The following is a 22,649-nucleotide window of genomic DNA, read 5'->3' as shown; positions in this document are numbered from 1 at the left end:
TCCCTAAGTATTCAAGGTTCGTCGCACAGACGACGCGCCGTGTCTTCGTCCGTCACGAGCACCGACGCATAGCGGCCTCGCAACGCGGCGCGCGTCACATGAAACTTCTTCGTGCCACCCGATACCAGCACCACGTCCTCGATCTTGCGCAGATCGTCGAGCGAGATCGCGACCGTGCGGCGGTTGAGCGGATGATCGATGGGGTCGCCGTTCGCATCCATGAAATGGCCGAGCATGTCGCCGATCGCACCCGCCTTGCGCAAGGTCCGCAGATCGTCGGGCTTCGAGATTCCGTACGTGACGACGAGCGATTCCGTCAGGTCGCCACAGGTCAGCAGCGCGAGATCGGCATTGCGCGCGAGTTCGTACGTGCTACGCACGGTTTCTTCCTGAAGGATCAGATCGCGCGTTTTCTGACTGCCGACATAAATAGGCGCCGCGAACAGATAAGCGTCGGCGTGGCAGAGATTCGCGAAGTCCGAGACGATGTCGAACGTGTTGATGCTCGGGCAATGCGACAGGCCGCCTTGCAGCGACACGGCGTTGACGGCGCCATACGCGCGCTGCGGCATGGCACGCAGCACCGCGCGTATCGTGCGACCCCAGCCGATGCCGACCGTCGCGCCTTCCGTGATGCGCTTGACGAGGCAACCCGCCGCCCCGATGCCGAGCGCGGCCATGTTCGCCTCGGGGCTGATGCCCGTCGGCACGACCACCGCGTCGTCGAGTTCGAATCGCTCGACGAGCTGTTGCTCCAGCGCGATGCACGGCGCGATCCGGCTGTTGATCGTGATCTGCACGAGGCCCGATTCGCGGCCCGCCGCGAGCAGCCGGTTCACGCGCACGCGGTTGCTGCCGATCAGATGCGCGATTTCCTGCTGCGTCATATTGCCGATGTAGTAATGCCACGCGACGCGCGCCTGCAATTCCTCTTCGGCATCGATGGCAACATCGGCTTCCGGCATCGTGACGAGTGGGGCGGTCTTGGTCATGTATCGTTTTGTGTTCGAATGAAAAGCAACACGCGGTTATACCAGAGCGTCACTTCACTGCGCCCATCGTCAGCCCTTGTACGAGCCGGCCCGAAACGAGCAGCGCGAACACGACCATCGGCAGCACGATCAGCGTGCCTGTCGCCATGATCTCGCCCCACGGCAGCTCGTAACCGCTCATGTAGCTGGTGGCGGCAACGGGCGACGTGATCGCGTCGGTGCGCGTCAGCACCAGTGCGTAGAGCAGGTCGTTCCAGGAGAAGATGAAAGCGAAGATCGCCGACACGACGATACCCGGCATCGCCAGCGGCAGATTGATGCGCCAGAAGATGCGCCACGGCGAAGCGCCGTCCAGCCGCGCGGCTTCGTCGAGCTCGACGGGGATGTTGCGAAACTGGTCGGTGCAGATCCAGATCACGATCGGCAGCGAGAACGTGATGTACAGCAGGATCAGCACGAGGTGCGTATCGACGATATCGAGCTTCGTCGCGATCAGGAAGAAGGGCACGGCGAGCACGACGGGACTGACCATGCGGTTCGAGATGAACCAGAACCACAGGTCTTCCTTGCCGCGGAATTCATAGCGCGCGAGCGCATACGCGGCGGGGGTGCCGAGCAGGATCGACAGCACCGTCGTGCTGCTCGCGATGATCAGCGAGTTGATCAGGCTGCCGCCCACTTCATGCGTGAACAGCGCTTCCACGTAATGCACGAAGGTCGGCTTGAAGAGCCACACGGGCGGATAGGCGAGCGCTTCCGCTTGGCTCTTCAGGCTCGTCGTCACCATCCAGTAGAACGGAAACACGGACGAGAGGAATACGACCAGCAGCCCCAGAAAATGCCACGCGGTCGCGTTGCGCCGCGCGCTGCGCGCACGGCGTGCGCGTGCCGTCAGGCGGGGGTTGCCGGGCAGCGCGGCGTCGCCGCTCGCGCGTTGCGTCGAAGGTGCGTTCACGCGGCCTCCCGATAGACGAAGCGGATATAGAGCCGCGACAGCACGATGGTCAGGATCAGCAGCAGGATCGCCTGCGCAGACGCCATGCCCTGATCGAACAGGCGGAAACCGACGCGCTGGATATACACGCTGATGAACTCCGTCGCGGTGCCCGGCCCGCCGCGCGTCATGGTGAAGACGGCGTCGAACATCTTCAGCATGTCGGCGGAACGCAGGATCAGGATTGCCGTGAGGCCGGGCAGCAGATAGGGCCGCTGCAGATGCCACAGAATCTTGCTCCACCTGGGCGTTTCGAGGCGCGCGGCTTCTTCGGCTTCCTTCGGCACCATCGTCAGGCCCGCCAGCAGAATCAGCGCGCAGAACGGCGTCCATTGCCAGATGTCCATGATCATCACCGAGACGAACGCGAGCGTCGGATCGGCGAGCCAGTCCTGCGGCGGCATGCCGACCAGACCGCCGATGTAGTTCGCTACACCGAACTGCCGGTTGAAGATGAGCCGCCCGATCAGGCCGACGACGGCATACGTCGTCGCCATCGGAATCACCAGGCTGACACGCGCAATGGTGCGCATCCACGGCAGTGTCGTGCGATGGAGCATCAGCGCGGCGAACAGTCCGAGCGCGACTTCGATCGGCAAGGTCACGCACAGGAACAGCGCCGTGCGTCCCAGCGCGCCCCAGAACGACGGCTCGCTCAGCGTCGCGATGTAGTTGTCGAACCAGATGAACGGCGTGCCCGACGCCAGATCCGCGAGCTTGTACTGATGAAACGAGTTGTACAACGCCAGCAGCAGCGGATAGATGCCGATTACCGCCAGCGTGAAGATCGCCGGAATCAGAAACCAGAACGCGGCCGAACCCGGCAAGCGCACCCGCGAGCGGGGCCTTGCCGGTGTCATGCCGTTACCGGGTCGAGCAGTGCTGTTCAACATCGATGCTCCCGTGGTGCGTCGCCGTTACTTCAGCAAAGGCTTCTTGCCGCTGTAATAGCCCGCCTTGTTCAGTATCTCTTCCGTCTTCGAGCCGATGGTCTGCGCGCCGTCTTTCACCGACACCTGGCCCAGCATGATCTTCGTGCCCCATTCGCCGATCACTTCCGACACGGCCGGCCATTCCGGGAAGCGCGGACGATAGTCGGGTACGCCGCCTTGCCACGACTCGACCATCGGCTTCACGAACGGATACTTGTCCTGCACGGCCTTGTCCTGGTACACGGCCGTGCGCGCGGGCACGCCACCCGCTTCCAGATACGGCTTGGCCATTTCTTCGGAGGTGATCCACTGGATGAACAGCCACGCCGCCGCCTGTTTCTTCGCATTCGACTTCGCGTTGACGGCCAGCGAGAAGCCGCCGAGCGCGGGCTTCAGGCCTGCGGGACCCTTCGGTTCCGTGGTGATCGCAAGGCAGTTGCCGATCTTCGATTTGCTCGGATCGGTGAGCGTCGGATAGAACGCGGACCACTCGGTGATCATCGCGACCTGGCCTTGCGCGAGCGCGTTGACGGCTTCGGCGTGATCGAAATCGACGATGCCGGGCGGCATGTACTTCATCAGTTTCTGCCGGTATTCGAGGCCTGCCTGCGATTGCGGCGACATCAGGTTCGATTTGAACTTGGCGTCGAGCAGCGAGCCGCCGTTCGGCCACAGCACGCGCATGAAACTGTCCGCGGACTGCGTTTCGCCGCGCCGCGACTGCAGCGCGAACGCGAACTGGTTCTTGCTGGCCTGCGTCAGCTTTGGCGCATAGGTGTTGAGCAGTTCGTCCCACGTCTTCGGCGGCTCATTGAAGCCGGCGTCCTTCAGCATGCACTTGTTGTAGAACATCAGGCCCGAGTAGTTATCGAACGGCAAGCCGTACGTGACCTTGTCCCATGAGCCGAACGAGTCGAGCAGAATCGGGAAGAAGCCGGGCAGGTTCAGCTTCGGGTCGGCGAGCTTCGGGTTGTCGGTGAAGGTCTTGATGGGGACGAGCCACTTGTTGCTTGCGAATTCACCAATCCACACGACGTCGACGAGCACCACGTCCTGATCGCCGCCGCCGACGAAGTTGAGCACTTCCTTTTCACGCGTGTTCTCGTACGGGATCACTTCCCACTTCACGTTGATGCCCGTTTCCTTTTCGAACTGCGGAATGAGTTTCTGCGCGGCCTTGTAGCCGGGGCGATCGAGAAAGATCGCCTTGATGGTGGTGCCCGAGTACGGCTGCGCGGCCTCCTTCAATGTCCAGGCCTCCGCGTTGGCAGCGCAGAGCAGCGACGCCGTGGCAAGCGACAACGCTATGGCAGCAGGCTGCAGAAAGCGCTTTTTCATCGTTCGTCTCCTTGATTGTTCTTGAACCATCGGCAAATGCCGCGGCGTTCATCGTCATTGCGGCGACGTGTATCGACGCGTGCAAAACGTACGGCACGCCCTCGTCGTTTCACTTGTAATTTGCGTTTTACAAATGTATATTTTGACGCGCACCTGTTGTCAAGAAGAAAATCGTCAAATGCTGGATGGTGCGTCGCGGTATGTGCGATTCGAGTTCGCCGCAGATTCGCCGCGCGAGGTTGTGCATCCTTCGTGACGCAGCCACTGCTTTGCATGAGACCAGCGCATGGCGCTGTACGACCTTGCATGGGACAGGAGACACGCATGAGCGCCGTACATTTGCAGCAGATCCGCAAGGCGTTTGCAGGCACCGACGTGCTGAAGGGCGTCGACATCGATGTGAAGGAACACGAATTTCTGGTGTTCGTCGGTCCGTCCGGATGTGGCAAGTCGACCTTGCTGCGCAGCATCGCGGGGCTCGAGCGGATCGATTCGGGCCGCGTCGTGATCGAAGGCGAAGACGTGACGGAACTCGAACCGTCGGAGCGCGGCGTGGCGATGGTGTTTCAGTCCTACGCGCTGTATCCGCATATGTCCGTGTACGAGAACATCGCGTTCGGGCTGCGCATGATCAAGCTGCCCGAAGCGCAGATCAAGGAGCGCGTGCATCGGGCGGCGGATATCCTGCAGATCGGACAACTGCTGGAGCGACGGCCACGCGCGCTGTCGGGCGGCCAGCGCCAACGGGTGGCGATCGGAAGGTCGATCGTGCGTGAGCCCAAGGTGTTTCTCTTCGACGAACCGCTGTCGAATCTCGACGCCGCATTGCGCGTGCAGATGCGCCTCGAATTGATCAAGCTGCACAAGCAGCTCAACGCCACGATGATCTACGTCACGCACGACCAGACGGAAGCGATGACGATGGCCGACCGGATCGTCGTGCTCAATCACGGCGAAGTCGAGCAGATCGGCTCGCCGCTCGAGTTGTACCGTACGCCGCGCAACCGTTTCGTGGCGGGTTTCATCGGTTCTCCGAAGATGAATTTTCTCGATGTCCGCGTGCTGAGGAAGCACGAGGCGGGCGTCACGATCGAACTGCCCGGCGGCGCGTCGCTCGACGTGCCGTGCCATGGCGACGCCATCGAGCCGGATCAGAAGATCGTGCTCGGTGTTCGACCCGAGCATCTGACTGAGTCGGCGAATAGCGACACCGATAGCGCGTTAGCCGGCGAGGTGATGGTCATCGAACATCTGGGCAGCGAGACGCTCCTGCACGTGCGTCTTGCCGACGAACGGGTGATCCAGGTGAAGGGCTCGGGGGAATCCGCTGCGATGGAAGGGCAGTCAATCAAGCCGGGCTTTTCGAAGCGTCACGTGCACCTCTTCCGTCAGGACGGCATGGCGCTCGAACGCAAGCAGCCCGTTGCCGATGCGATGCGTGTGAACTGAAAGCAGACTTGGGTCGTTGACGGGCATAGTCGTCGCGACGGGAGGCGCAGCGCAATGAACAAACTAGGCGTCCACGCGTTGGTATGGGCAGGGGATCTGTCGCCGGAGTCGACGCGCAAGGTCATCACCCAGACGAAAGCGGCAGGCTTCGATCTGATCGAACTCTCCTTGCACGGTCCAAAGGTAATGGACCTCTCGCTGACCCGTGACCTGCTACAGGAGCACAACCTCGAGATTGGCTGCTCCCGTGGTCTGACTTTCGACGCTGACATATCCAGCGAAGACCCCGCAGTGGTTTCGCGAGGCATGGCTCTGCTAGAAGAGGGTGTCAGGATTACCGCGGAACTCGGCGGTGCTTACTTTGGCGGTATTTTGTACAGTGCAATGGGCAAATACGCGGCGCCTATTACCGCAAAGGGGCGCCAGAATGCAGTGGAATCGCTAAAGCGGATCGCAGAGCTTGCGCAGAAGAAGAATGTCACGCTCGGTCTGGAAGTGGTCAATCGCTACGAGAGCAACCTGCTCAACACGGCGTCGCAAGCGCTCGGCATGCTGGACGAGATCGGGGCGCCGAACGTGGTGGTGCATCTGGACACCTACCACATGAACATCGAAGAGTGCGACTTCATGCAGCCGGTGCTCCAGTGCGGAGAGCGTCTCGGTTACGTCCATATTGGCGAGAGCAACCGTGGATACCTTGGCTCCGGCACGATCGATTTTGCACAGTTCTTCCATGCACTGGCGATGATCGACTACAAAGGGGTGGTCACATTCGAGAGTTTTTCATCCGCCGTTGTGAATGAGCAGTTGTCCAATGCGCTGGCCATCTGGAGAAATTTGTGGGACGACAGCATGGACCTTGCGACACACGCACGCGGATTCATTGCCGGCGGACTCAACGCTGCTACAAAAGCGAAGCAGCACAGGTAATCGGCTCGAGTGGATTTTGTCGGCCATGTAGTCGGCAACGATCGACGTTGCGCAGTGCTCAGCTTCGAGCGGCCACAATCAAGGGCCGCCATCTCCGCGCGGGTAAACACCGATAAAAACATCAGACGTCTGATCTATATTTCATCTACTTTCAATACTGGGTACTGGCATGCGCCTGAGTGTCGAACGTTCGATGAGCGACAAGATCCAGGAGTCGTTGACGTCGATGATCCGGGAGCGCGCGCTCAAGCCAGGCGATCAAATCCCCACGGAAATAGAGCTATGCGAGCTGCTGGGCGTAGGACGTTCCAGTCTGCGCGAGGCGGTCGCGCAGATGATTTCGCATGGCTTGCTGTCTCGCGTGCAGGGACGCGGTACCTTCATCAGACAAATTTCGTTGAAGCTCGAAGGCGGGCTCGATGATCTGATGTCTGTGACGGACATGATCCGGAGTGTCGGTGCGATTCCAACCACGTGCCGGTTGCGGATCGATCAGATCAAGGCGTCGGAGAACCTGGCCGCAAAACTACGGCTAGGCGTCGGCGCCGATTGTGTACGCATCGAACGGGTGCGATGCGCTGACGATGCGATCGCCGCGTACTGCATCGACACCGTGCCGAAGCATGTATTCGATGCGGCGAATGGCGAACTCGGCGAGTCGCTGTTCGCGATGTTCGAGCGCACGGGTCGCCGGCTGTCGCACACACACACATCGATCCAGCCGACCATTCTCACGCCGCGCGATCTGCCGGAACTCGGCGACGGATTCGGTCTGTTTCTGTTGCTCGATGAAGTCGATTTCGATCAAAGCGGCGAGCCGATCTGTTACAGCAACGACTACTACAACACGAGCATCTTCAAGTTCGATCTGGTTCGCAAGAAACGCTGAAGCCGGATCGATCGCGGAGGAGACGTTGATGGAATTCGAAGCACTGAGTTCTTCGGAGTTGGCCGCCTATCTGCGAGGCGTGCCATCCGTGTATGCGTTGCTCAATCAACCGGGCGAACTCGACATCGCGGAAGTGGGTGACGGCAATCTCAACTACGTCTACTTCGTGAGCAACGCGCGGACACCGGAGAAAAGTGTCGTCGTCAAACAGGCCCCGCCATTTTTACGGCTCGTGGGCAAGACGTGGCCGTTGACGCGGCATCGGATGATCCGGGAAGTGGCGGCACTGCGCCGCTTTGGCGAACTGTGTCCGCAACACGTGCCGCGCGTCTATCACGCCGATACCGAGTTGTATCTGATGGTGATGCAGCGGCTGTCATCGCACGCGATCCTGCGGCAAAAGCTGATGGACGGTCATGTTTATCCGAAGCTCACCGACCATCTATCGACCTATCTGGCGCATACGCTGTTCTACGGCTCTGACCTGTTTCTTGCACCCGAAGTCAAAAAGCAGGCGGTGAGCGCGGCAATCAACACTGAACTCTGCAAGATCACCGAAGACCTCGTATTCACCTTCCCGTTCGAAGATCATCCGTCCAACGTCTATAGCAACGCGTTCCCGAAACAGATGATCGAGCGCATCTGGAGAACGCCCGCGCTACGCGTGGCTGTGGCCGAGATGAAATGGTCGTTCATGAACGATGCGGAGACCCTGGTGCATGGTGACCTGCATACGGGGTCGATCATGGTGAACCAGGACGAAACCTACGTCATCGATCCCGAGTTCGCGTTCTATGGACCAATGGGTTTCGATGTCGGCGCGGTGCTGGCGAATCTGTTGCTCGCCTATTTCTCGCGCGACTGGCATGACCGTCGCACAGGGCAAGGATCCGACGATTATCGCGAGTGGCTTCTCGATCAGATCACGGGCATCTGGACGGCGTTCGCGAATAAATTCCGGCTGTTGTGGCGCGAGCATGAGAGCCGCCGGAAAAGTCACTTCATCGGCGCTGATCCGGGCGGACACTGCGCGGAAGCCTATCGCGTGCGTTTCATGCAGCGCTTGCTGGCGAACTCGCTGGGCTTTGCGGGATGCAAGATGATCCGGCGGATTGTCGGCATGGCGAAGGTCGCGGATATCACCAGCATTTCAGACGATGCGATTCGTGCGGCTGTCGAAGTGAAATGCGTGCAGTTTGCCGAGCGCCTGCTGATCGAGCGTCACGCGTTTGGATCGATCGAGGAGGTCGTGGAATTGGCGCGCGATGTGCAGACCCGCGAGCATCGCTTGCAATGAACGGGATCGCAAGCCATCAAATGCAGAAAGCCGAAACAGTCGGGCACACATCAAATTGCCGTGGAGCACCTATGGTTTTGCCAATCTTCGAAAGTCTGCCCGCTACGCTCGCGTGGGAAGACGACAGTCTGCGAATCATCGATCAGACACGCTTGCCGCGCGAAACTGTGATCGAAGCGCTAACGACAGCTTTCGAAGTGTGGCGGGCCATTCACGAACTTCGCGTACGCGGCGCACCGGCAATCGGCGTCGCGGCGGCCTATGGTCTGTGTGTGTCGATGCAGGCGTCGCGTGACCTGCCGCTCGACGCGTTCCGCGCCGCATTGATCGAGCAGGCGGCGTATCTCGACAGCGCGCGGCCAACGGCGGTGAATCTCAACTGGAGCCTCAAGCGCATGTTGCGCGCCGCCGATTGTTCGGGCGCGGCCGATTCCGCCTCTCTGTATCGGGCGCTGGTCGAGGAGGCGATGCAGATTCATCGCGAAGACCAGTTGCTGTGTGAACAGATTGGGTTGCACGGCATGCCGCTCATTACGGCAGGCTGCGGTGTGCTCACGCATTGCAATGCCGGCGCGTTGGCGACGACCGGGCTTGGCACCGCGACCGCGCCGATCTATATGGCGCATCAGGAAGGCATCGCGTTTCGCGTATATGCCGATGAAACACGGCCTCTGCTGCAAGGCGCGCGGTTGACGGCGTATGAGTTGCGGCAGGCCAATGTCGACGTCACGTTGATCACCGATGGCATGGCGGCGTCGCTGATGGCGCGGCGCAAGGTGGATGTCGTCATCGTCGGCGCGGACCGGGTGGCGGCGAATGGCGACTTCGCGAACAAGATCGGCACGTTGAGTCTCGCCATCGCATCGCGTCATTTCGGCGTGCCGTTTTATGTGGCATGCCCGTCGTCCACGCTCGATCTGCAGACACCCGATGGCAGCACGATCGTCATCGAGGAGCGTCATGGCGACGAGGTGACCCATCTCGGTGGTCAGCAGATCGCGCCTGCGGACATCAAGGTGTTGAATCCCGCATTCGATGTCACGCCGCACGATCTCGTGACGGGTTACATCACGGAACGAGGCATCATAGCCAAACCGTTCGAAGCCAACCTCAAGGCATTGTTCCAGGCCCAGGCGCCCGCTGCGAGTACGGCATCGTGAGCGTGAACAGCCAGTCAGCGACGGAAGACGCACTGCGTTCCGACATTGTGCACACGATGCGGGAGATGGTGCGCCTGGGCATCAACCAGGGCACGTCAGGCAACGTGAGCGCGCGCTGGCGCGATGGCTTTCTGGTTACGCCGAGCGGCGTGCCGGCGGCGCAACTGGATGCGGACGCAATCGTCTGGTTGCCACTCGATATCGAAGCGACTGCGCCTGTATTCGACGAAAAGCGGCCGTCGACGGAATGGCGCTTTCATCGCGACATTCTGCACGCACGGCCCGAAATCGGCGCGGTCGTCCACACCCATTCGAACGCGGCCACGGCGATGTCGATTCACGGCCGCGATATTCCCGCGCATCACTACATGGTCGCCGCTGCGGGCGGCAATTCGATTCGTTGCGCGCCCTATGCGACCTTTGGCAGTCAGGCGCTGTCGGATCATGCGGTGGTTGCGCTGCAAGACCGGACTGCATGTCTGCTTGCGCATCATGGCGTGATTGCGCTTGGACCCGATCTCGCGCGAGCCTTGTGGCTCGCGAATGAAGTCGAAGTGCTGGCGCAGCAGTATCTGCTCGCGGCGACACTCGGCGCGCCGCCCGTGCTGTCGGACGAACAGATGGCCGAGGTGGTGGACAGATTTAGTCAATATGGCGTGCGACCCAAACGCCCGTAGTGTGCAGTGTGTCGAGTCTGACCCGTCGGTACGCATCCGCGTACATCGACTCCCGGTATCTGATAACTGACTATTTGAACAACGGAGACGCTCATGGCCTGGAATTCAGCACGGTTTAATGGATGGAGTTCACTCGCCGCGCCGGCGGGTGCTGGACTGTTGTGCGTCGCCGCTGCGTTGAGCGGCTGCTCGAAGAGCGAGTCGCCTTCGACGGTAACCGCGGCGAGCGATGCCAGCGCAAGCGGCGCCGCAGTCGCGAGCGCTGCGCCGGCGTCGGCCCCGGGTGGCAAGACCAAGATTGGCTTCTCCATCGCGACGCTGAACAATGCGTTCTTCGTCGGATTGAAGCTCGGCGTCGAAAAAGGCTCGAAAGACGAGTCGTTCGATCTGGTACAGACCAATGCGAACGGCGATGCGCAACAACAGGTCAACGACGCAAACAATCTGCTGAGTCAAGGCATTACCGCGCTCGTGCTGAACCCGATCGATTCGAAGGCGATCATCCCCGTGGTGCAGAAAGCGAATCAGATGAACATCCCCGTCTTCACGCTCGATCGCGGATCGGACGGCGGCAAGGTCACGTCATTCGTCGCGTCGGATAACGTCGCGCTCGGCGCAACGGGCGCGAAATGGATCGCCGATCAGTTGACCAAACGTTACGGCTCCGCGAAGGGCAATGTCGTCGACCTGATCGGCCTGGTCGGCACGACGGCCGCCACCGATCGTGAAAAGGGCTTTAGCGATGAGATCGCGAAGTACTCGGACATCAAGGTCGTGGCGCGTCAGGAAGGTGCTTTCGATCAGGAGAAGTCGCTGAACGCGATGACCAACATCCTGCAGAAATTCCCGCAGATCGACGCGGTGTTCGGGGCCAACGACGACAACACCGTGGGCGCGGAAAAAGCGATCGACAACGCGGGCCGCTACAAGCCACTCGATGACAAGGCGCACATCCTCGTCATCGGGGCGGATGGCACGGCGCAGGCCTTGTCGGCGATCCGCGCAGGCAAGCAGGACGCGACGATCTCGCAGAACCCGATTGAAATGGCCGCGAAGTCGCTCAGTTTCATCGCCGACAACTCGGCGGGCAAGTCCGTGCCCGCCACGTACGCATGGCCGACGTTCCTGATCGACAAGTCGAATATCGATTCGGACGAAACGAAAAAATACGGTCTGTGGTCGCTGCAGGTGAGCCAGTAACGTATCGATGTGACCTGGACGGGCGCCGTTTGCAAGGCGCGGGCCCGTCATCGAATGCGGGATTAGCACATGAACGCCGGGACGAGTTCGCAGCCGCAGGACAACGTGCAGCCACACCCGCGTGCGGGTGCCGACAGCCATGTGCCGCCGTTGCTGCGCATGGCGGGCATCGTCAAAAGCTTTCCGGGTGTGAAGGCGTTGCGCGGCGTCAGCCTGACGCTCGAGGCGGGCCGGGTACTGGCCATCGTCGGTGAGAACGGCGCGGGCAAATCGTCGCTGATCAAGACGCTATCGGGGGCTTACGAACCGGACGAAGGCACGATCGAGATCAATGGCGTGCCGCTCGGACGCGGTACGCACGCGGCAATCGATGCGGGCGTTGCGGTGATCTATCAGGAACTGTCGCTCGTCAACGACATGACGGTGGCGGAAAACCTCTTCCTTGGCCGCATGCCGGCACGCAACGGCTTCGTTCAGCGTCGCGCGGCCGATCAGAATGCGCGACAGGCGCTCGCGCAAGTGGGCCTCGACGGCGTGTCGCCATCCATGCGGCTCGGCGATCTGCCGCTCAACAAGCGGCAGCTGATCGAAGTCGCGAAAGCCATTGCGCGCGACGCGCGCATTCTGGTGATGGACGAACCGACGGCCGCGTTGCAGCGTGACGACATCTCGCATCTGTATGCCGTCGTGAGACGTTTGCGCGCTGCGGGCATGGGCATCATTTTCATTTCGCACCATCTGGAAGAAGTGTTCGAGCTGGCCGATTCGGCCGTCGTGATGCGCGATGGCGCGACGGTCAGCGAGCGCCCGATGTCGGCGTGGAGCGAACAGGATCTGGTGCAGGCGATGGTCGCGCGCAATCTCGACTCGTTCTACCCGTGGGAGCCGCGCGATTACGGCCCGGTCGTGCTCGAAGTGCGCGATCTCGCGAGTCCGCCCATCGTGCGGCACGCGAGCTTCAAGGTGCGCGCGGGCGAGATCGTCGGGATTGCGGGTATTGCGGGCGCGGGCCGCACGGAGTTGCTGAAGGCGATCTTCGGTGCGCAGACGGTGACCGAAGGCGACATCTTCATTCGCGGCAACAAAACCGTGGTCCGCTCGCCCGCCGATGGCGTGCGCCAGGGTCTCGTCTATACCGCCGAAGATCGCAAGCTCGAAGGCCTCGTGCTCGAAGCGAGCATCGAAGAGAACATCGTGCTGTCGAGCCTGAAGGCGATCGCGACGGGCGGTTTCGTGCGCAACGCGCGAAAGCGTGCGCTCGCGCAGAAGGCGAGTGCGCGCTTCGGCGTGCGGGCGTCGAGCGTCGTGCAGATCACGGGCAATCTGTCAGGTGGCAATCAGCAGAAGGTGATTCTCGGGCGCGCAACGGCCACGCAGCCGGCCGTGATCATGCTCGACGAGCCGACACGCGGCATCGACGTCGGTGCGAAGACGGAAATCTATGCGCATATGGTGTCGATGGCGCGCGCGGGCGCGGCCGTGGTGATGGTCAGTTCGGAATTGCCGGAACTGCTCGGCATGTCCGACCGGGTGCTGGTGATGTATCGCGGCAGGATCGTTGCGGAACTGCCCCGCGACGAAGCCGATTCGGAGACGGTGATTCAATGGGCGACAACAGGAGCACGAGCATGACTTCGACGGCAGCGAAACAGACTGACCCGGAAGCGCTTTCGAGTCGCGTGATCCGGCAACTGCGCAGCGGCGTCGGTCCCTTGCTGGCCGCACTGATCGTCATCTGCGTCGTGCTGTCGATTGCGTCGCCCGAGTTTCTCACGACGAGCACGCTGACCAACATCCTCGTGCAGACGTCGGTGGTCGGCATCGCGGCGGTGGGCGGCACATTCGTGATAATCACCTCGGGTATCGATCTGTCGGTCGGCTCGCTGGTCGCGTTGAGCGGGATGGTCGCCGCGACCTTCATGGCGGGTTCGACACCCGACGCCGTCGGGGTCGGCATCGCCGGTCTCGCGATTGCGCTCGCGGTCGGCGCGCTTGTCGGTGCGCTGAACGGCTTCTCGGTGACATGGCTCAGGCTCGTGCCGTTCATCGTGACGCTCGCGATGATGGCGATGGGCCGTGGTCTCACGCTCGCGATTTCCGATGGCCGCACCAAGTTCGATTTTCCGAATGCGTTCACGCTGTTCGGAGCGAAGACGTACGTCGGTTTACCCGCGCCGATGATCGTGATGCTGATCGTGTTCGTGATCGGCCATGTGTTGCTGCGCAAGACGACGTTCGGTCACCAGGTGTTCGCGGTCGGCGGCAACCAGGAGGCGGCGCGGCTTGCGGGCATTCCGGTGCGTCGCGTGATCTTTCTGACGTATACGCTCGCCGGCGTGACGGCGGCGATTGCGGGAATCGTGCTCGCGGGACGGCTCAACTCCACGTTGCCTTCGGCCGCCAACGGGCTCGAATTGCAGGTGATCGCGGGCGTCGTGATTGGTGGGACATCGCTGGCGGGCGGGCGCGGCTCGATCGTCGGCACGTTTATCGGCGTGGTGCTGATCGGCGTGATCAACGTTGGTCTGTCGCTGCTCGGCGTCAATCCATTCTGGACCCAGTTCATTCAGGGCGGCGTCATCTTCGCCGCCGTCATGCTCGATGCGCTCAGCCAACGGCGCAAGAACTGATCATCACAAGGAGAATCGCGTGAAAAAGATCATCAACCAGCCAGATGATTTCGTTGACGAAGTGATTGATGCGCTGTTGCTCGCGCACCCGGGCTGGATCAAGGCCGCGACAGCCGACCGTCGCGCACTCGTGCGTGCCGATGCGCCGAAAGCGGGGCATGTCGGCATCGTCACGGGCGGTGGATCGGGCCATATGCCGGGCTTTCTTGGCTATGTCGGCGAAGGGCTGTGCAGCGGCGTCGCGGTAGGCAATGTGTTCTCGTCGCCGTCGGCACAACAGATCTTCGAAGCCACGAAAGCCGTGAACGGCGGCGCGGGCGTGCTGTATGTGTACGGCAACTACGGCGGCGACGTATTCAACTTCGATCTCGCCGCCGATCTCGCAGAACCCGAAGGCATCGACATCAAGACCGTCTTGCTGACCGACGATGTCGCGTCGGCGCCAGCGGAGCGCGCGAGCGACCGGCGCGGCGTTGCCGGCATGGCGTTCGTCTTCAAGTGCGCGGGCGCTGCGGCGGAACGCGGCGATTCGCTTGACGAAGTCGCGCGCATCTGCGCGAAGGCGAACGATCATTGCCGCACCATGGGCGTCGGCCTGTCGCCGACCATCCTGCCCGCTGCGGGCAAACCCACGTTCACGCTGCCCGATGGCGAGATGGAGATCGGCATTGGGATTCATGGCGAACCCGGCACGCATCGCGGCAAGCTGGAATCCGCCGATGCCATTGCGGATCGTCTGATGGGTCAGATTCTTGGCGATCTGCAGGCGTCGAAGGGATCGCGGCTTGCCGTGCTCATCAACGGACTCGGCGCGACGCCGCTCGAAGAACTGTATCTGCTGTTCAGGCGCGCGGCGAAAGTGATTGGGGATCACGGGTTGTCGATTGCGCGCTCGTATGTCGGCGAATATGTGACGAGCCTCGAAATGGCGGGTGCGTCGATCACCGTGATGTTGCTCGACGACGAACTCGAAACGCTGCTCGCCGCGCCCGCGCGTTCGCCGCTATATCGCGACTGGCTGCTGGTTTGATGGAGTACACATCATGAGCATGTCCTGCAACGAAGTCCGCGCGCTGCTCGTCCGCACGCTGGATGCGCTGCCGGCGCACACCGACGAATTGCGCGACCTCGATGCGGCGCTCGGCGACGGCGATCTCGGCATTACGGTGAAGGCGGGATCGGCGGCCGTCGTGAAAGCGCTCGCCGCTTTACCCGACGACGCGGCGATGAGCGACATGTTGCGTGCCGCCGGGCAGGCCTTTTCGACGGCTAACCCCTCGACGTTCGCGGCGTTGATCGGCGGCGGCCTGTTGGCGGCGGCAAAGACGATGGTGGACAGGCATGAGGTCGGCAAAGACGACGTGCTTACGATTGGGCGCGCGGTCGCGGCGCGCATCGTCGAACGCGGCAAGAGCAAGGTCGGCGACAAGACCGTGCTCGATGCGCTGGTGCCGAGCCTCGATGTGCTTGAAGCGTCGAACGGGAGCGCGCGAGAGATTCTGGCTGAGATGATTGCGACCGCGCGGCGTCAGGTTGAAAGCACGGCCGCGCTGCAATCGCAAAAGGGGCGTGCGGCGTGGGTGCAAGAGCGCAGCATCGGTCACGCCGATCCGGGGGCAACGGCGTATTTGCGGTTTCTTGAAGCGCTTCTGGCGGCGCTCGGCTGAGAAACCTGTCTTTGGAAGGTATGGAAGTTACATTGCCTTGCTGAAGGTGCGCTTCGCCGCGACATGCTGGTAGTCATCCGCCCAACGACGAATCATAGGATCGAGCAGGGAGCGAGCGTTAGCCCCGAGGTAACTGTCTCTATAGCACCGGCGAAGCCCTCTGCCGCGCGTCGCGACGCAGCGGGTTCCCTTGCCTCGCGTCAGGCCGCCGCCCGGGCGCGCACGCGTCTACCCGGGGTAGCCCTGGGGTACGCCAGAAGCTTGACACCACCGCCTTCGTTTTCAGCGCAGATCCCTGTCCGGCATGCCTCGCGAGGCATGTCGCGGCCATTGTTTGCATTTCGCGAATGACGTATTCGGTCGTCATCGCATTCTTTCCACGTTGCGCCTGGATCATTCTTCCTACGTCGGCGCTGTGTACGCCGCGGGCTGCTTGCACTGCGTGCGGTCGCCGTCGAATTTGTCATAGGAGACAAGGATGAGATCGAACCAGTGGGACGTGTCCTACGAATGGAAAGCGGTGACGCTGCTCGCGCTCGGATTCGGGCTGGTGGGCCTGGACCGATGGCTGATCGCGCCGCTTTTCCCGTCCATCATGAAGGACCTGCATCTGACGGCCCAGGACGTCGGCAACTGTATCGGCATCCTCGGTCTTTCATGGGGTGTCTTCGCTGCGTTGATGGGCGGCATCTCCGACAAGTTTGGACGCCGTAAGGTCCTGATTCCCGCTATTGTCGCGTTCTCGCTATTGTCGGGATTCTCGGGTGTTGCGGGCGGACTCGCGAGTCTGATGGCTGTGCGAGCCCTGATGGGCGTCGCCGAAGGCTCCTTCTGCCCGACGAGTTTCGCCGCGACAGCCGACGCCTCGCATCCGAAACGCCGTGGCTTCAATCTCGGGCTCCAGCAAAGCGGATTCGCGCTGTTCGGACTGGCTCTTTCGCCCATCATTGCCACGCAGTTGCTCAACGTGATGTCGTGGCGCTGGGTGTTCGCTTTGGTTTCCGTTCCCGGGCTGATCCTCGGCCTGCTGATGTTCCGCGTGATTCGCGAGCCGAAGACCACGCCTGTATCGGTGCCCTCCGAGTCGCATGGGCAGGCGACGGCGCAAGCCCGGCGCGGCAACTGGCGCGACGTGCTGAAGAGCGGGAATATCCGTGTCGCGATGGTCGCGCTGTTCTGTGCGATGACGGGCGTCTTCGTGCTGGGGGCGATGCTGCCTCTCTATCTCACCGAGTACCTGGCTCTCGACACGCAGCGCATGGGCATCGTGGTCTCGGCTATCGGCTTTGGTGGATTCGTTGGCCAGTTTGGCTTGCCGGGGCTTTCCGATCTGGTGGGGCGGCGTCTTGCGAGCGTGGTCGGTTTCGCGGGGACGGCGGTGATGCTGTACGTGTTTCGCGGGCTCGGCGCGCAGCCGGTGGCCTTGTTCGCTGTGCTGTTCGTGTCGGCATTCTTCACGCTTGGCCTCGTTTCGCTGCTCTCCGGACCGGTCGCGACGGAGGCGGCGCCCGTCGGCATGGTCTCGACGGCAATCGGGATCGTGGTTGGCGCGGGCGAGATCTTCGGCGGCGGGGTGGCGCCTGCGCTTGCTGGTTTCGTCGCGACTCGCTTTGGCATTCAGAATATTCTGTGGCTGCCAATCTGCGCGGTTTTGCTTGGCATCGGTGTGAGCCTGCTGCTCAAGGAGACTGCACCTGCCAAATTGCGCCGGCGCAATGGGTCGACGGGCGAATTTCCTGTGGCCGAGCAATTCGAATAAAGCCACCGATACGAGTACTTATGCGCATGGCGTGCTGCTTCGAGAAGAAGCAGCGCGCCGTGCGCTTTCATTTGCCTTCAGGCCGATGTTCACGCATGCCACTGTCACCGGCGTCAGCGCGTATACACTGACGTGCTGTACACGATGACAGGGAAGCGGCATGGATCGTTTTCTGAGTATCGAGGCTTTCGTGCGGGTTGCGGAAACAAGCAGCTTCGCCGAGGCATCACGACAACTCGGCGTGACCAGTTCGGTCGTGACGAACCGCATCCAGCAACTGGAGCGCTTCGTCAACGCCCCATTGTTTCACCGCAGCACGCGGCACGTACGCCTCTCCGAAGTCGGCGAGGCGTTCTATCGTGAATGTGCGGAGGTGGTGGGGCGCGTCAACGACCTGACCGATCAGATGCGCGAATTGCGCGCCACGCCCACCGGGCGGCTGCGTATCCAGATGCTGCCTGGTTTCGCGCTGGGTCATTTCGGTGCGGTGTTAGGGGAATTCAACCGGCGCTATCCCGGCATCCAGCTCGACATCATCGTGAACGACCGCGTCGTCGATCCCATCGAAGAGGGCTTCGATGTCGCGTTCCAGGTCTTCCCTGCTATCTCGGAGTCGTTGATCGAGCGGCGGCTCTTTACCGTGAGGCGGCTCTTTTGCGCTGCGCCTTCGTACCTCAAAGAGCACGGCGCGCCGCAGCATCCTCGCGAATTGCTGCAGCACACGACGGCGCTCTATTCGGGCTATCCATCGCGCAATCACTGGACGATGACGCGCGGCGACGAGGTCTTCGAAATGGAACTGCCCGGCATGATCCGCTCGAACTCGGTGCATCTGCTGCGCGACTATGCGCTGACGGGCGGTGGTGTCGTGTGTTTGCCCACACTGGTGGCGAGCGCGCCGCTGCTCGACGGCTCGCTTGTGCCCATTCTCGCCGACTATGCGCTATCGCCTTTGAACTTCGCGGCCGTGTACCCGGCCACGCAACGCCAGGCGCTCAAGGTGAAGGCGCTGGTCGAGTTTCTGGTGGACTGGCTCGGCACTGAGCCCGGTTGGGATGTGCCGTTGATCGAGCGTGGCTGGGTGCGCTAGAGGGCGGCACGCTCCATGTGTCGCGCGCGGCTCGCCCGGACAGTACCTCCGGGCCGCCGCGCCACTTCGATTAATCAACGCGCGAGCCGTCCAGGCCACGACATGGGCTTATCCAAGGATCAGTTTCGGATAGCGCTTCGGCGGCTTGTCTTCCAGAATGTCGCGTCCTCGCGCGGTGTCGGCGTAGAGGCGTCCGTGAACGATCCGGCCGTCCCGGACCTTGAACAGAAACAGATGTTCGTTTTCCATGAGATAACCGTTGAGCGCTTTTGCCCGCGTGAGGACAGGGACGATGATGTAATCGTCCGCTTCAAGGACCGCTCTGGCGTCGTAAGTGAAAGTCTCCCACTTCTCATAAACGTGCTTCCAGAAGGCTAGAAACTCCTGCTTTCCCTCGTAGGTTCCGCCGTAGGGCAGGGAGTCGGAGAACTCGAAGACGACATCGTCGTCAAGTAAGGCAACGAGGTCGGTCTTGTCGTTGAGCTCGAATCCGCTGAATGCTTTCCGGCATGCCTCGACGATATGGGGGTGCTTCATACGTGTCTCCTGTTTCCATTTCGGATGATGTGTGCAACGTTGTGCATATGCACATAATCCGGCAGCGTATCCGTGGCGGATGCGCGGCCGAATAGGCGGGATGCACCGCCAACTCCTGCCCGATCGGCGCGTGTCTAGTCTTTAGCGGTAGCGCCTTCGCCGTCAGCCCAAGGGCTGAATCCGCTATTCAACACGTTGCGCAAAGCGTTGCGCAACGCGACTGCACGCTTTTCGCCGTAGTGACCTTCGAATTCCTGCTGAACCCCTTGCCACATCGGAAGCGCCGTGCGATAGCGCGCTACGCCAGCGTCTGTAATCACGACCATCCTCACCCGGCGATCCTGTCCGGGGACCATTTCGAGGAGCCCGTCCCGCTCGAGTGGTTTCAGGTTTGTAGACAGCGTCGTGCGATCCATCGCCATGGCGGCGGCCAGATCGCCAATCGTGAGCGGGCCGTCTTTAGCGAGCTTGTAGAGAATCGAGAACTGCGTGGCGCGCAGGTCCGCGGGCGCGAGAGCCTGGTCATATGCCGCTGTCAGATACCGGGACGCCTTGCGCGCCGCAAGACAATTGCAACGCCCATCGATATCTTCCAGCAGTTCCTTTTGGATTGGCATGTCGTATTCGCTCAGGTTTCGTCGAACTCGGAAATATACGCGAGGCTCAGCGGCTTTCGTCAGAGGCACTGACGTAGTCGTGCCGTGACGCTTGCGCGGACGTAGCCGGTTTGAGCGTCGCCCATCCAAGGTGTCGCGCGAGAAGTTGTGCTGTTTGCGCCGGCTGCTCCAGATGCGGCCAGTGACCGGAGTGAGCGACGATGCGAAAACTTGCTGCCGGGAAGCGCTCGCGGCATTCGGCGGCAATCTGCTCGACCGTGATCACAGGGTCGTCCTGGGCGCCGATCACCATGGTCGGGCCACGAAACGAACACGGCGCATTGCCGCGCGAATCGCCGAGCGTGAACGCATCGTAATACTGGCGAACGGTGGCCTTGTTCTTCAATACGTGGGGCGCGGTCAGTGAATCGAGTTGATCGCTATTCAGATGGGTCGAGAATGAAACGCGAATCTGACGCTGGACGGCAGGAGCGTCACCGCTTTCTCGCAGCAGATCGCGTACTTCGTCCGGCAATGTGTTGCCACGCAAAGGTGTGGGCGTGATCAGCGTCAACGACGCAACCTGTGCGGCACGTTCACTGGCGACGAGTTCCGCGATCTGCGCACCCATGCTGTGTCCGACCAGCGCCACGCGCGACAACCGCCTGTCGTCGAACACTTGCACGATATCGGCGACCGCCTGCGCCAGCGTGCACGCGTCGTCTTCATTGCGACGATCACCTGCGCCGCGAAGATCGCGCGCGATCACGGGCACCGAAGAGGGCGCAAGCGCCTCGATCAGATCGTTCCAGACGGTGCGATTGTCGAGGAAACCATGAATGAAGATCAGCGCGTCGTACGGCGGCTGATCCGGATCATTCGTCAGATCGGATACTGCTGTCATGCTCGTCTCCTCGACAAAGATGCTTGTCAAACGTTGGTGCTGATCATAATATGCGCATATCAACATATGGTAAAGACGGAGTGCGGCATGATCAGCAGGACTGAAATAGAGTTCGCCGGAGAAGGCGGCGTCACGTTGCGCGGCTGGCTGTTTGTGCCCGCCTCGACGGAGCGTCGCGCAGCGATATCGATGTGTCACGGATTCGCCGCCGTGAAGGAACACGGCCTTGAACGTTTCGCGACTGCGTTCGCGGAGGCCGGCTTCGTTGTCCTCGTTCATGATCATCGAAACTTTGGTTCGAGCGACGGCACGCCGCGCCACGACATCGATCCGTGGGCGCAGATCGCAGATTGGCGCAGAGCGATCACCTGGCTCGAGAGCCGGCCCGAAGTGGACCCCGCGCGCATCGGAATCTGGGGCAGCAGTTTCAGCGGCGGACACGCGCTGGTGCTCGCCTCCACGGACCGCCGCGTCAAATGCGTCGTCTCGCAGGTTCCGACCATCAGCGGCTTCGAGCAGGTTCGACGCCGCGTCGCGCCCGACGCGATGCCCGCCTGGATTGCCACCATGACTGAGGATCTGCGCGAGCAGCATCGTGGCCACGCTCCGCGCGTTCAGGCCGTGGTCGGCGCAGACGCGAGCGTGCCTGCCGCTTATCGGTCGCCTGAAGCGATTGCGTTCTATTCGCAGCCGTTGGCCGGTGCAGCTTGGGAAAACCGTGTCACGCTGCGCTCGTCATTTGCCGCGAGCATGTATGAGCCCGGCGTGTGGGTAAGCCGCATCTCGCCGACGCCGCTTCTGATGGTCATTGCGAACGACGACCGCGTGACCATGACCGATCTCGAACTCGAAGCCTACGAACGCGCGCTCGAACCCAAGCGGCTCGTGTTGGTGCCGGGCCATCACTTCGATCCGTACGACGCGGCATTTGATCTCGCGAGCGGCGCGGCCGTGGACTGGTTCACGCTGCATCTCACTGGTGCCGATGCGGCCGGGCGCAAACAGATTTAATAGACGAACCCTACAGCAATCAGTTTAGGCAAATGGAGAACACACATGCCGGTATTTCACGCACATATTCCTAAAGGGCGCTTCAGTCGCGAACAGAAGATCGCGATGGGCAACGCACTCAACATGTCGCTGGTTGAAGCGCTGGGCATTCCCAAGGGAGACCGGTTCATCATGATCAGCGAACACGGCGACGATGAACTGTTCATCGATCCCACATTCATGGAGATGGAGCGAAGCAAGAACGCCATGATCGTGACGGTCATGCTAGGCGCACATCGACCTGCGTCGGACAAGGCAGCGTTGATGGCGACGATGACGCGTCTGCTGGAGCGGGACGTAGGCGTGTCGCCCGACGATGTCTTCATCGCGCTCGTGCCCGTGCCAAACGAGAACTTTTCGTTTGGACGCGGAGTCGCGCAACTGGCCGATATCGCGCCGAGGTGGTAGTCAGGAAGCCGGCTCCGGGGCGTGAGGCAGGTGTTGCGCACACGTCCTGGTTTACGGCGCGGAGGCAGCAATCTAATACTCAAGTGTTTGGGACCGGCCGTAATAGCGCTCCCGAGCATGCTGATCGTGAAGTGCAAACTGTGGCGGGCT

Annotated in this window: 22 protein-coding genes; 15 read left to right on the top strand and 7 right to left on the bottom strand. The window is 61.6% G+C overall.

Features of this window, described 5'->3' with window-relative positions:
* Positions 1–11 precede the first annotated feature (11 nt).
* Genes SB822_RS07300 through SB822_RS07285 form a run of 4 tightly spaced genes read right to left on the bottom strand, consistent with a single transcriptional unit; the run spans position 12 to position 4,256 of the window.
* On the bottom strand, positions 12–992 hold the full coding sequence (locus SB822_RS07300) for a sugar-binding transcriptional regulator (RefSeq protein ID WP_086915148.1): 981 nt from the start codon (positions 990–992) through the stop codon (positions 12–14).
* 49 nt (positions 993–1,041) lie between these two features.
* Positions 1,042–1,947: a carbohydrate ABC transporter permease gene (locus SB822_RS07295; protein WP_007581202.1), complete on the bottom strand. Its 906-nt coding sequence runs from the start codon at positions 1,945–1,947 to the stop codon at positions 1,042–1,044.
* A complete protein-coding gene (locus tag SB822_RS07290) occupies positions 1,944–2,879 on the bottom strand; it encodes a carbohydrate ABC transporter permease (RefSeq protein ID WP_318268174.1) in 936 nt (311 codons plus the stop codon). The genes SB822_RS07295 and SB822_RS07290 overlap by 4 nt, the downstream gene beginning before the upstream one ends.
* A gap of 24 nt (positions 2,880–2,903) precedes the next feature.
* Positions 2,904–4,256 carry an ABC transporter substrate-binding protein gene (locus tag SB822_RS07285; RefSeq protein WP_410854423.1) on the bottom strand — a complete coding sequence of 451 codons (1,353 nt, stop codon included), beginning with the start codon at positions 4,254–4,256 and terminating at the stop codon, positions 2,904–2,906.
* Positions 4,257–4,580: 324 nt separating this feature from the next.
* Between SB822_RS07285 and SB822_RS07280 the strand changes: the two genes are divergently transcribed.
* The 13 genes from SB822_RS07280 to SB822_RS07220 all read left to right on the top strand — a co-directional run bounded on the left by SB822_RS07280 (position 4,581) and on the right by SB822_RS07220 (position 19,004).
* Entirely contained in the window at positions 4,581–5,705 is a 1,125-nt protein-coding gene (locus tag SB822_RS07280; protein WP_410854422.1) for an ABC transporter ATP-binding protein, read from the top strand.
* A gap of 54 nt (positions 5,706–5,759) precedes the next feature.
* The gene (locus SB822_RS07275) at positions 5,760–6,635 is read left to right on the top strand and encodes a sugar phosphate isomerase/epimerase family protein (protein WP_410854421.1); all 876 of its coding nucleotides are present in this window, start codon (positions 5,760–5,762) and stop codon (positions 6,633–6,635) included.
* Between the two features lie 193 nt (positions 6,636–6,828).
* A complete protein-coding gene (locus SB822_RS07270) occupies positions 6,829–7,524 on the top strand; it encodes a GntR family transcriptional regulator (RefSeq protein WP_410854420.1) in 696 nt (231 codons plus the stop codon).
* Positions 7,525–7,552: 28 nt separating this feature from the next.
* Entirely contained in the window at positions 7,553–8,821 is a 1,269-nt protein-coding gene (gene mtnK / locus SB822_RS07265; RefSeq protein ID WP_410854419.1) for an S-methyl-5-thioribose kinase, read from the top strand.
* A 71-nt stretch (positions 8,822–8,892) separates the two neighbouring features.
* Positions 8,893–9,981 (top strand): S-methyl-5-thioribose-1-phosphate isomerase, encoded by a 1,089-nt coding sequence (mtnA, locus tag SB822_RS07260; RefSeq protein ID WP_410854418.1) that lies wholly within the window; start codon positions 8,893–8,895, stop codon positions 9,979–9,981.
* Entirely contained in the window at positions 9,978–10,658 is a 681-nt protein-coding gene (locus SB822_RS07255; RefSeq protein ID WP_410854417.1) for a class II aldolase/adducin family protein, read from the top strand. Before mtnA ends, SB822_RS07255 begins: the two co-directional genes overlap by 4 nt.
* A 93-nt stretch (positions 10,659–10,751) precedes the next feature.
* Positions 10,752–11,858 carry a sugar ABC transporter substrate-binding protein gene (locus SB822_RS07250; RefSeq protein WP_007581184.1) on the top strand — a complete coding sequence of 369 codons (1,107 nt, stop codon included), beginning with the start codon at positions 10,752–10,754 and terminating at the stop codon, positions 11,856–11,858.
* 69 nt (positions 11,859–11,927) lie between these two features.
* Positions 11,928–13,490, top strand: coding sequence for a sugar ABC transporter ATP-binding protein (locus tag SB822_RS07245; RefSeq protein WP_410854416.1), 1,563 nt, complete (start codon positions 11,928–11,930; stop codon positions 13,488–13,490).
* Complete coding sequence (locus tag SB822_RS07240) at positions 13,487–14,488, top strand: ABC transporter permease (protein WP_410854415.1); 1,002 nt, start codon at positions 13,487–13,489, stop codon at positions 14,486–14,488. The genes SB822_RS07245 and SB822_RS07240 overlap by 4 nt, the downstream gene beginning before the upstream one ends.
* Positions 14,489–14,507: 19 nt before the next feature.
* Positions 14,508–15,518 carry a dihydroxyacetone kinase subunit DhaK gene (locus tag SB822_RS07235; RefSeq protein ID WP_410854414.1) on the top strand — a complete coding sequence of 337 codons (1,011 nt, stop codon included), beginning with the start codon at positions 14,508–14,510 and terminating at the stop codon, positions 15,516–15,518.
* Positions 15,519–15,531: 13 nt separating this feature from the next.
* Positions 15,532–16,155, top strand: a complete 624-nt coding sequence (locus tag SB822_RS07230; protein WP_410854413.1) for a DAK2 domain-containing protein — start codon at positions 15,532–15,534, stop codon at positions 16,153–16,155.
* 478 nt (positions 16,156–16,633) lie between these two features.
* Positions 16,634–17,914 carry an MFS transporter gene (locus SB822_RS07225; protein ID WP_410854412.1) on the top strand — a complete coding sequence of 427 codons (1,281 nt, stop codon included), beginning with the start codon at positions 16,634–16,636 and terminating at the stop codon, positions 17,912–17,914.
* Between the two features lie 160 nt (positions 17,915–18,074).
* Positions 18,075–19,004, top strand: coding sequence for a LysR family transcriptional regulator (locus SB822_RS07220; protein WP_007731747.1), 930 nt, complete (start codon positions 18,075–18,077; stop codon positions 19,002–19,004).
* Positions 19,005–19,112: 108 nt separating this feature from the next.
* On the opposite strand, the gene SB822_RS07215 is transcribed toward SB822_RS07220, so the two are convergent.
* The 3 genes from SB822_RS07215 to SB822_RS07205 all read right to left on the bottom strand — a co-directional run bounded on the left by SB822_RS07215 (position 19,113) and on the right by SB822_RS07205 (position 21,041).
* A complete protein-coding gene (locus tag SB822_RS07215) occupies positions 19,113–19,541 on the bottom strand; it encodes a nuclear transport factor 2 family protein (RefSeq protein WP_079500312.1) in 429 nt (142 codons plus the stop codon).
* 134 nt (positions 19,542–19,675) lie between these two features.
* Positions 19,676–20,158: a MarR family winged helix-turn-helix transcriptional regulator gene (locus SB822_RS07210; protein ID WP_007731750.1), complete on the bottom strand. Its 483-nt coding sequence runs from the start codon at positions 20,156–20,158 to the stop codon at positions 19,676–19,678.
* Between the two features lie 46 nt (positions 20,159–20,204).
* The gene (locus SB822_RS07205) at positions 20,205–21,041 is read right to left on the bottom strand and encodes an alpha/beta fold hydrolase (protein ID WP_410854411.1); all 837 of its coding nucleotides are present in this window, start codon (positions 21,039–21,041) and stop codon (positions 20,205–20,207) included.
* Positions 21,042–21,128: 87 nt separating this feature from the next.
* Between SB822_RS07205 and SB822_RS07200 the strand changes: the two genes are divergently transcribed.
* Entirely contained in the window at positions 21,129–22,052 is a 924-nt protein-coding gene (locus SB822_RS07200) for an alpha/beta hydrolase (protein ID WP_410854410.1), read from the top strand.
* A gap of 45 nt (positions 22,053–22,097) precedes the next feature.
* The gene (locus tag SB822_RS07195; RefSeq protein WP_007581163.1) at positions 22,098–22,499 is read left to right on the top strand and encodes a tautomerase family protein; all 402 of its coding nucleotides are present in this window, start codon (positions 22,098–22,100) and stop codon (positions 22,497–22,499) included.
* Positions 22,500–22,649 lie beyond the last annotated feature (150 nt).

The sequence above is a fragment of the Paraburkholderia sp. SIMBA_054 genome, assembly GCF_046534875.1.
Classification (GTDB): domain Bacteria; phylum Pseudomonadota; class Gammaproteobacteria; order Burkholderiales; family Burkholderiaceae; genus Paraburkholderia; species Paraburkholderia hospita.
This window is presented reverse-complemented; position numbering and strand designations above follow the sequence as displayed.

What these genes read in the sequence shown, in the direction of transcription:
- SB822_RS07300 (WP_086915148.1), bottom strand. Translation starts at nt 992, where the DNA reads ATGACCAAGACCGCCCCACTCGTCACGATGCCGGAAGCCGATGTTGCC.
- SB822_RS07290 (WP_318268174.1), bottom strand. Translation starts at nt 2,879, where the DNA reads ATGTTGAACAGCACTGCTCGACCCGGTAACGGCATGACACCGGCAAGG.
- SB822_RS07285 (WP_410854423.1), bottom strand. Translation starts at nt 4,256, where the DNA reads ATGAAAAAGCGCTTTCTGCAGCCTGCTGCCATAGCGTTGTCGCTTGCC.
- SB822_RS07280 (WP_410854422.1), top strand. Translation starts at nt 4,581, where the DNA reads ATGAGCGCCGTACATTTGCAGCAGATCCGCAAGGCGTTTGCAGGCACC.
- SB822_RS07275 (WP_410854421.1), top strand. Translation starts at nt 5,760, where the DNA reads ATGAACAAACTAGGCGTCCACGCGTTGGTATGGGCAGGGGATCTGTCG.
- SB822_RS07270 (WP_410854420.1), top strand. Translation starts at nt 6,829, where the DNA reads ATGAGCGACAAGATCCAGGAGTCGTTGACGTCGATGATCCGGGAGCGC.
- mtnK (WP_410854419.1), top strand. Translation starts at nt 7,553, where the DNA reads ATGGAATTCGAAGCACTGAGTTCTTCGGAGTTGGCCGCCTATCTGCGA.
- mtnA (WP_410854418.1), top strand. Translation starts at nt 8,893, where the DNA reads ATGGTTTTGCCAATCTTCGAAAGTCTGCCCGCTACGCTCGCGTGGGAA.
- SB822_RS07250 (WP_007581184.1), top strand. Translation starts at nt 10,752, where the DNA reads ATGGCCTGGAATTCAGCACGGTTTAATGGATGGAGTTCACTCGCCGCG.
- SB822_RS07245 (WP_410854416.1), top strand. Translation starts at nt 11,928, where the DNA reads ATGAACGCCGGGACGAGTTCGCAGCCGCAGGACAACGTGCAGCCACAC.
- SB822_RS07240 (WP_410854415.1), top strand. Translation starts at nt 13,487, where the DNA reads ATGACTTCGACGGCAGCGAAACAGACTGACCCGGAAGCGCTTTCGAGT.
- SB822_RS07230 (WP_410854413.1), top strand. Translation starts at nt 15,532, where the DNA reads ATGAGCATGTCCTGCAACGAAGTCCGCGCGCTGCTCGTCCGCACGCTG.
- SB822_RS07225 (WP_410854412.1), top strand. Translation starts at nt 16,634, where the DNA reads ATGAGATCGAACCAGTGGGACGTGTCCTACGAATGGAAAGCGGTGACG.
- SB822_RS07220 (WP_007731747.1), top strand. Translation starts at nt 18,075, where the DNA reads ATGGATCGTTTTCTGAGTATCGAGGCTTTCGTGCGGGTTGCGGAAACA.
- SB822_RS07215 (WP_079500312.1), bottom strand. Translation starts at nt 19,541, where the DNA reads ATGAAGCACCCCCATATCGTCGAGGCATGCCGGAAAGCATTCAGCGGA.
- SB822_RS07210 (WP_007731750.1), bottom strand. Translation starts at nt 20,158, where the DNA reads ATGCCAATCCAAAAGGAACTGCTGGAAGATATCGATGGGCGTTGCAAT.
- SB822_RS07205 (WP_410854411.1), bottom strand. Translation starts at nt 21,041, where the DNA reads ATGACAGCAGTATCCGATCTGACGAATGATCCGGATCAGCCGCCGTAC.
- SB822_RS07200 (WP_410854410.1), top strand. Translation starts at nt 21,129, where the DNA reads ATGATCAGCAGGACTGAAATAGAGTTCGCCGGAGAAGGCGGCGTCACG.
- SB822_RS07195 (WP_007581163.1), top strand. Translation starts at nt 22,098, where the DNA reads ATGCCGGTATTTCACGCACATATTCCTAAAGGGCGCTTCAGTCGCGAA.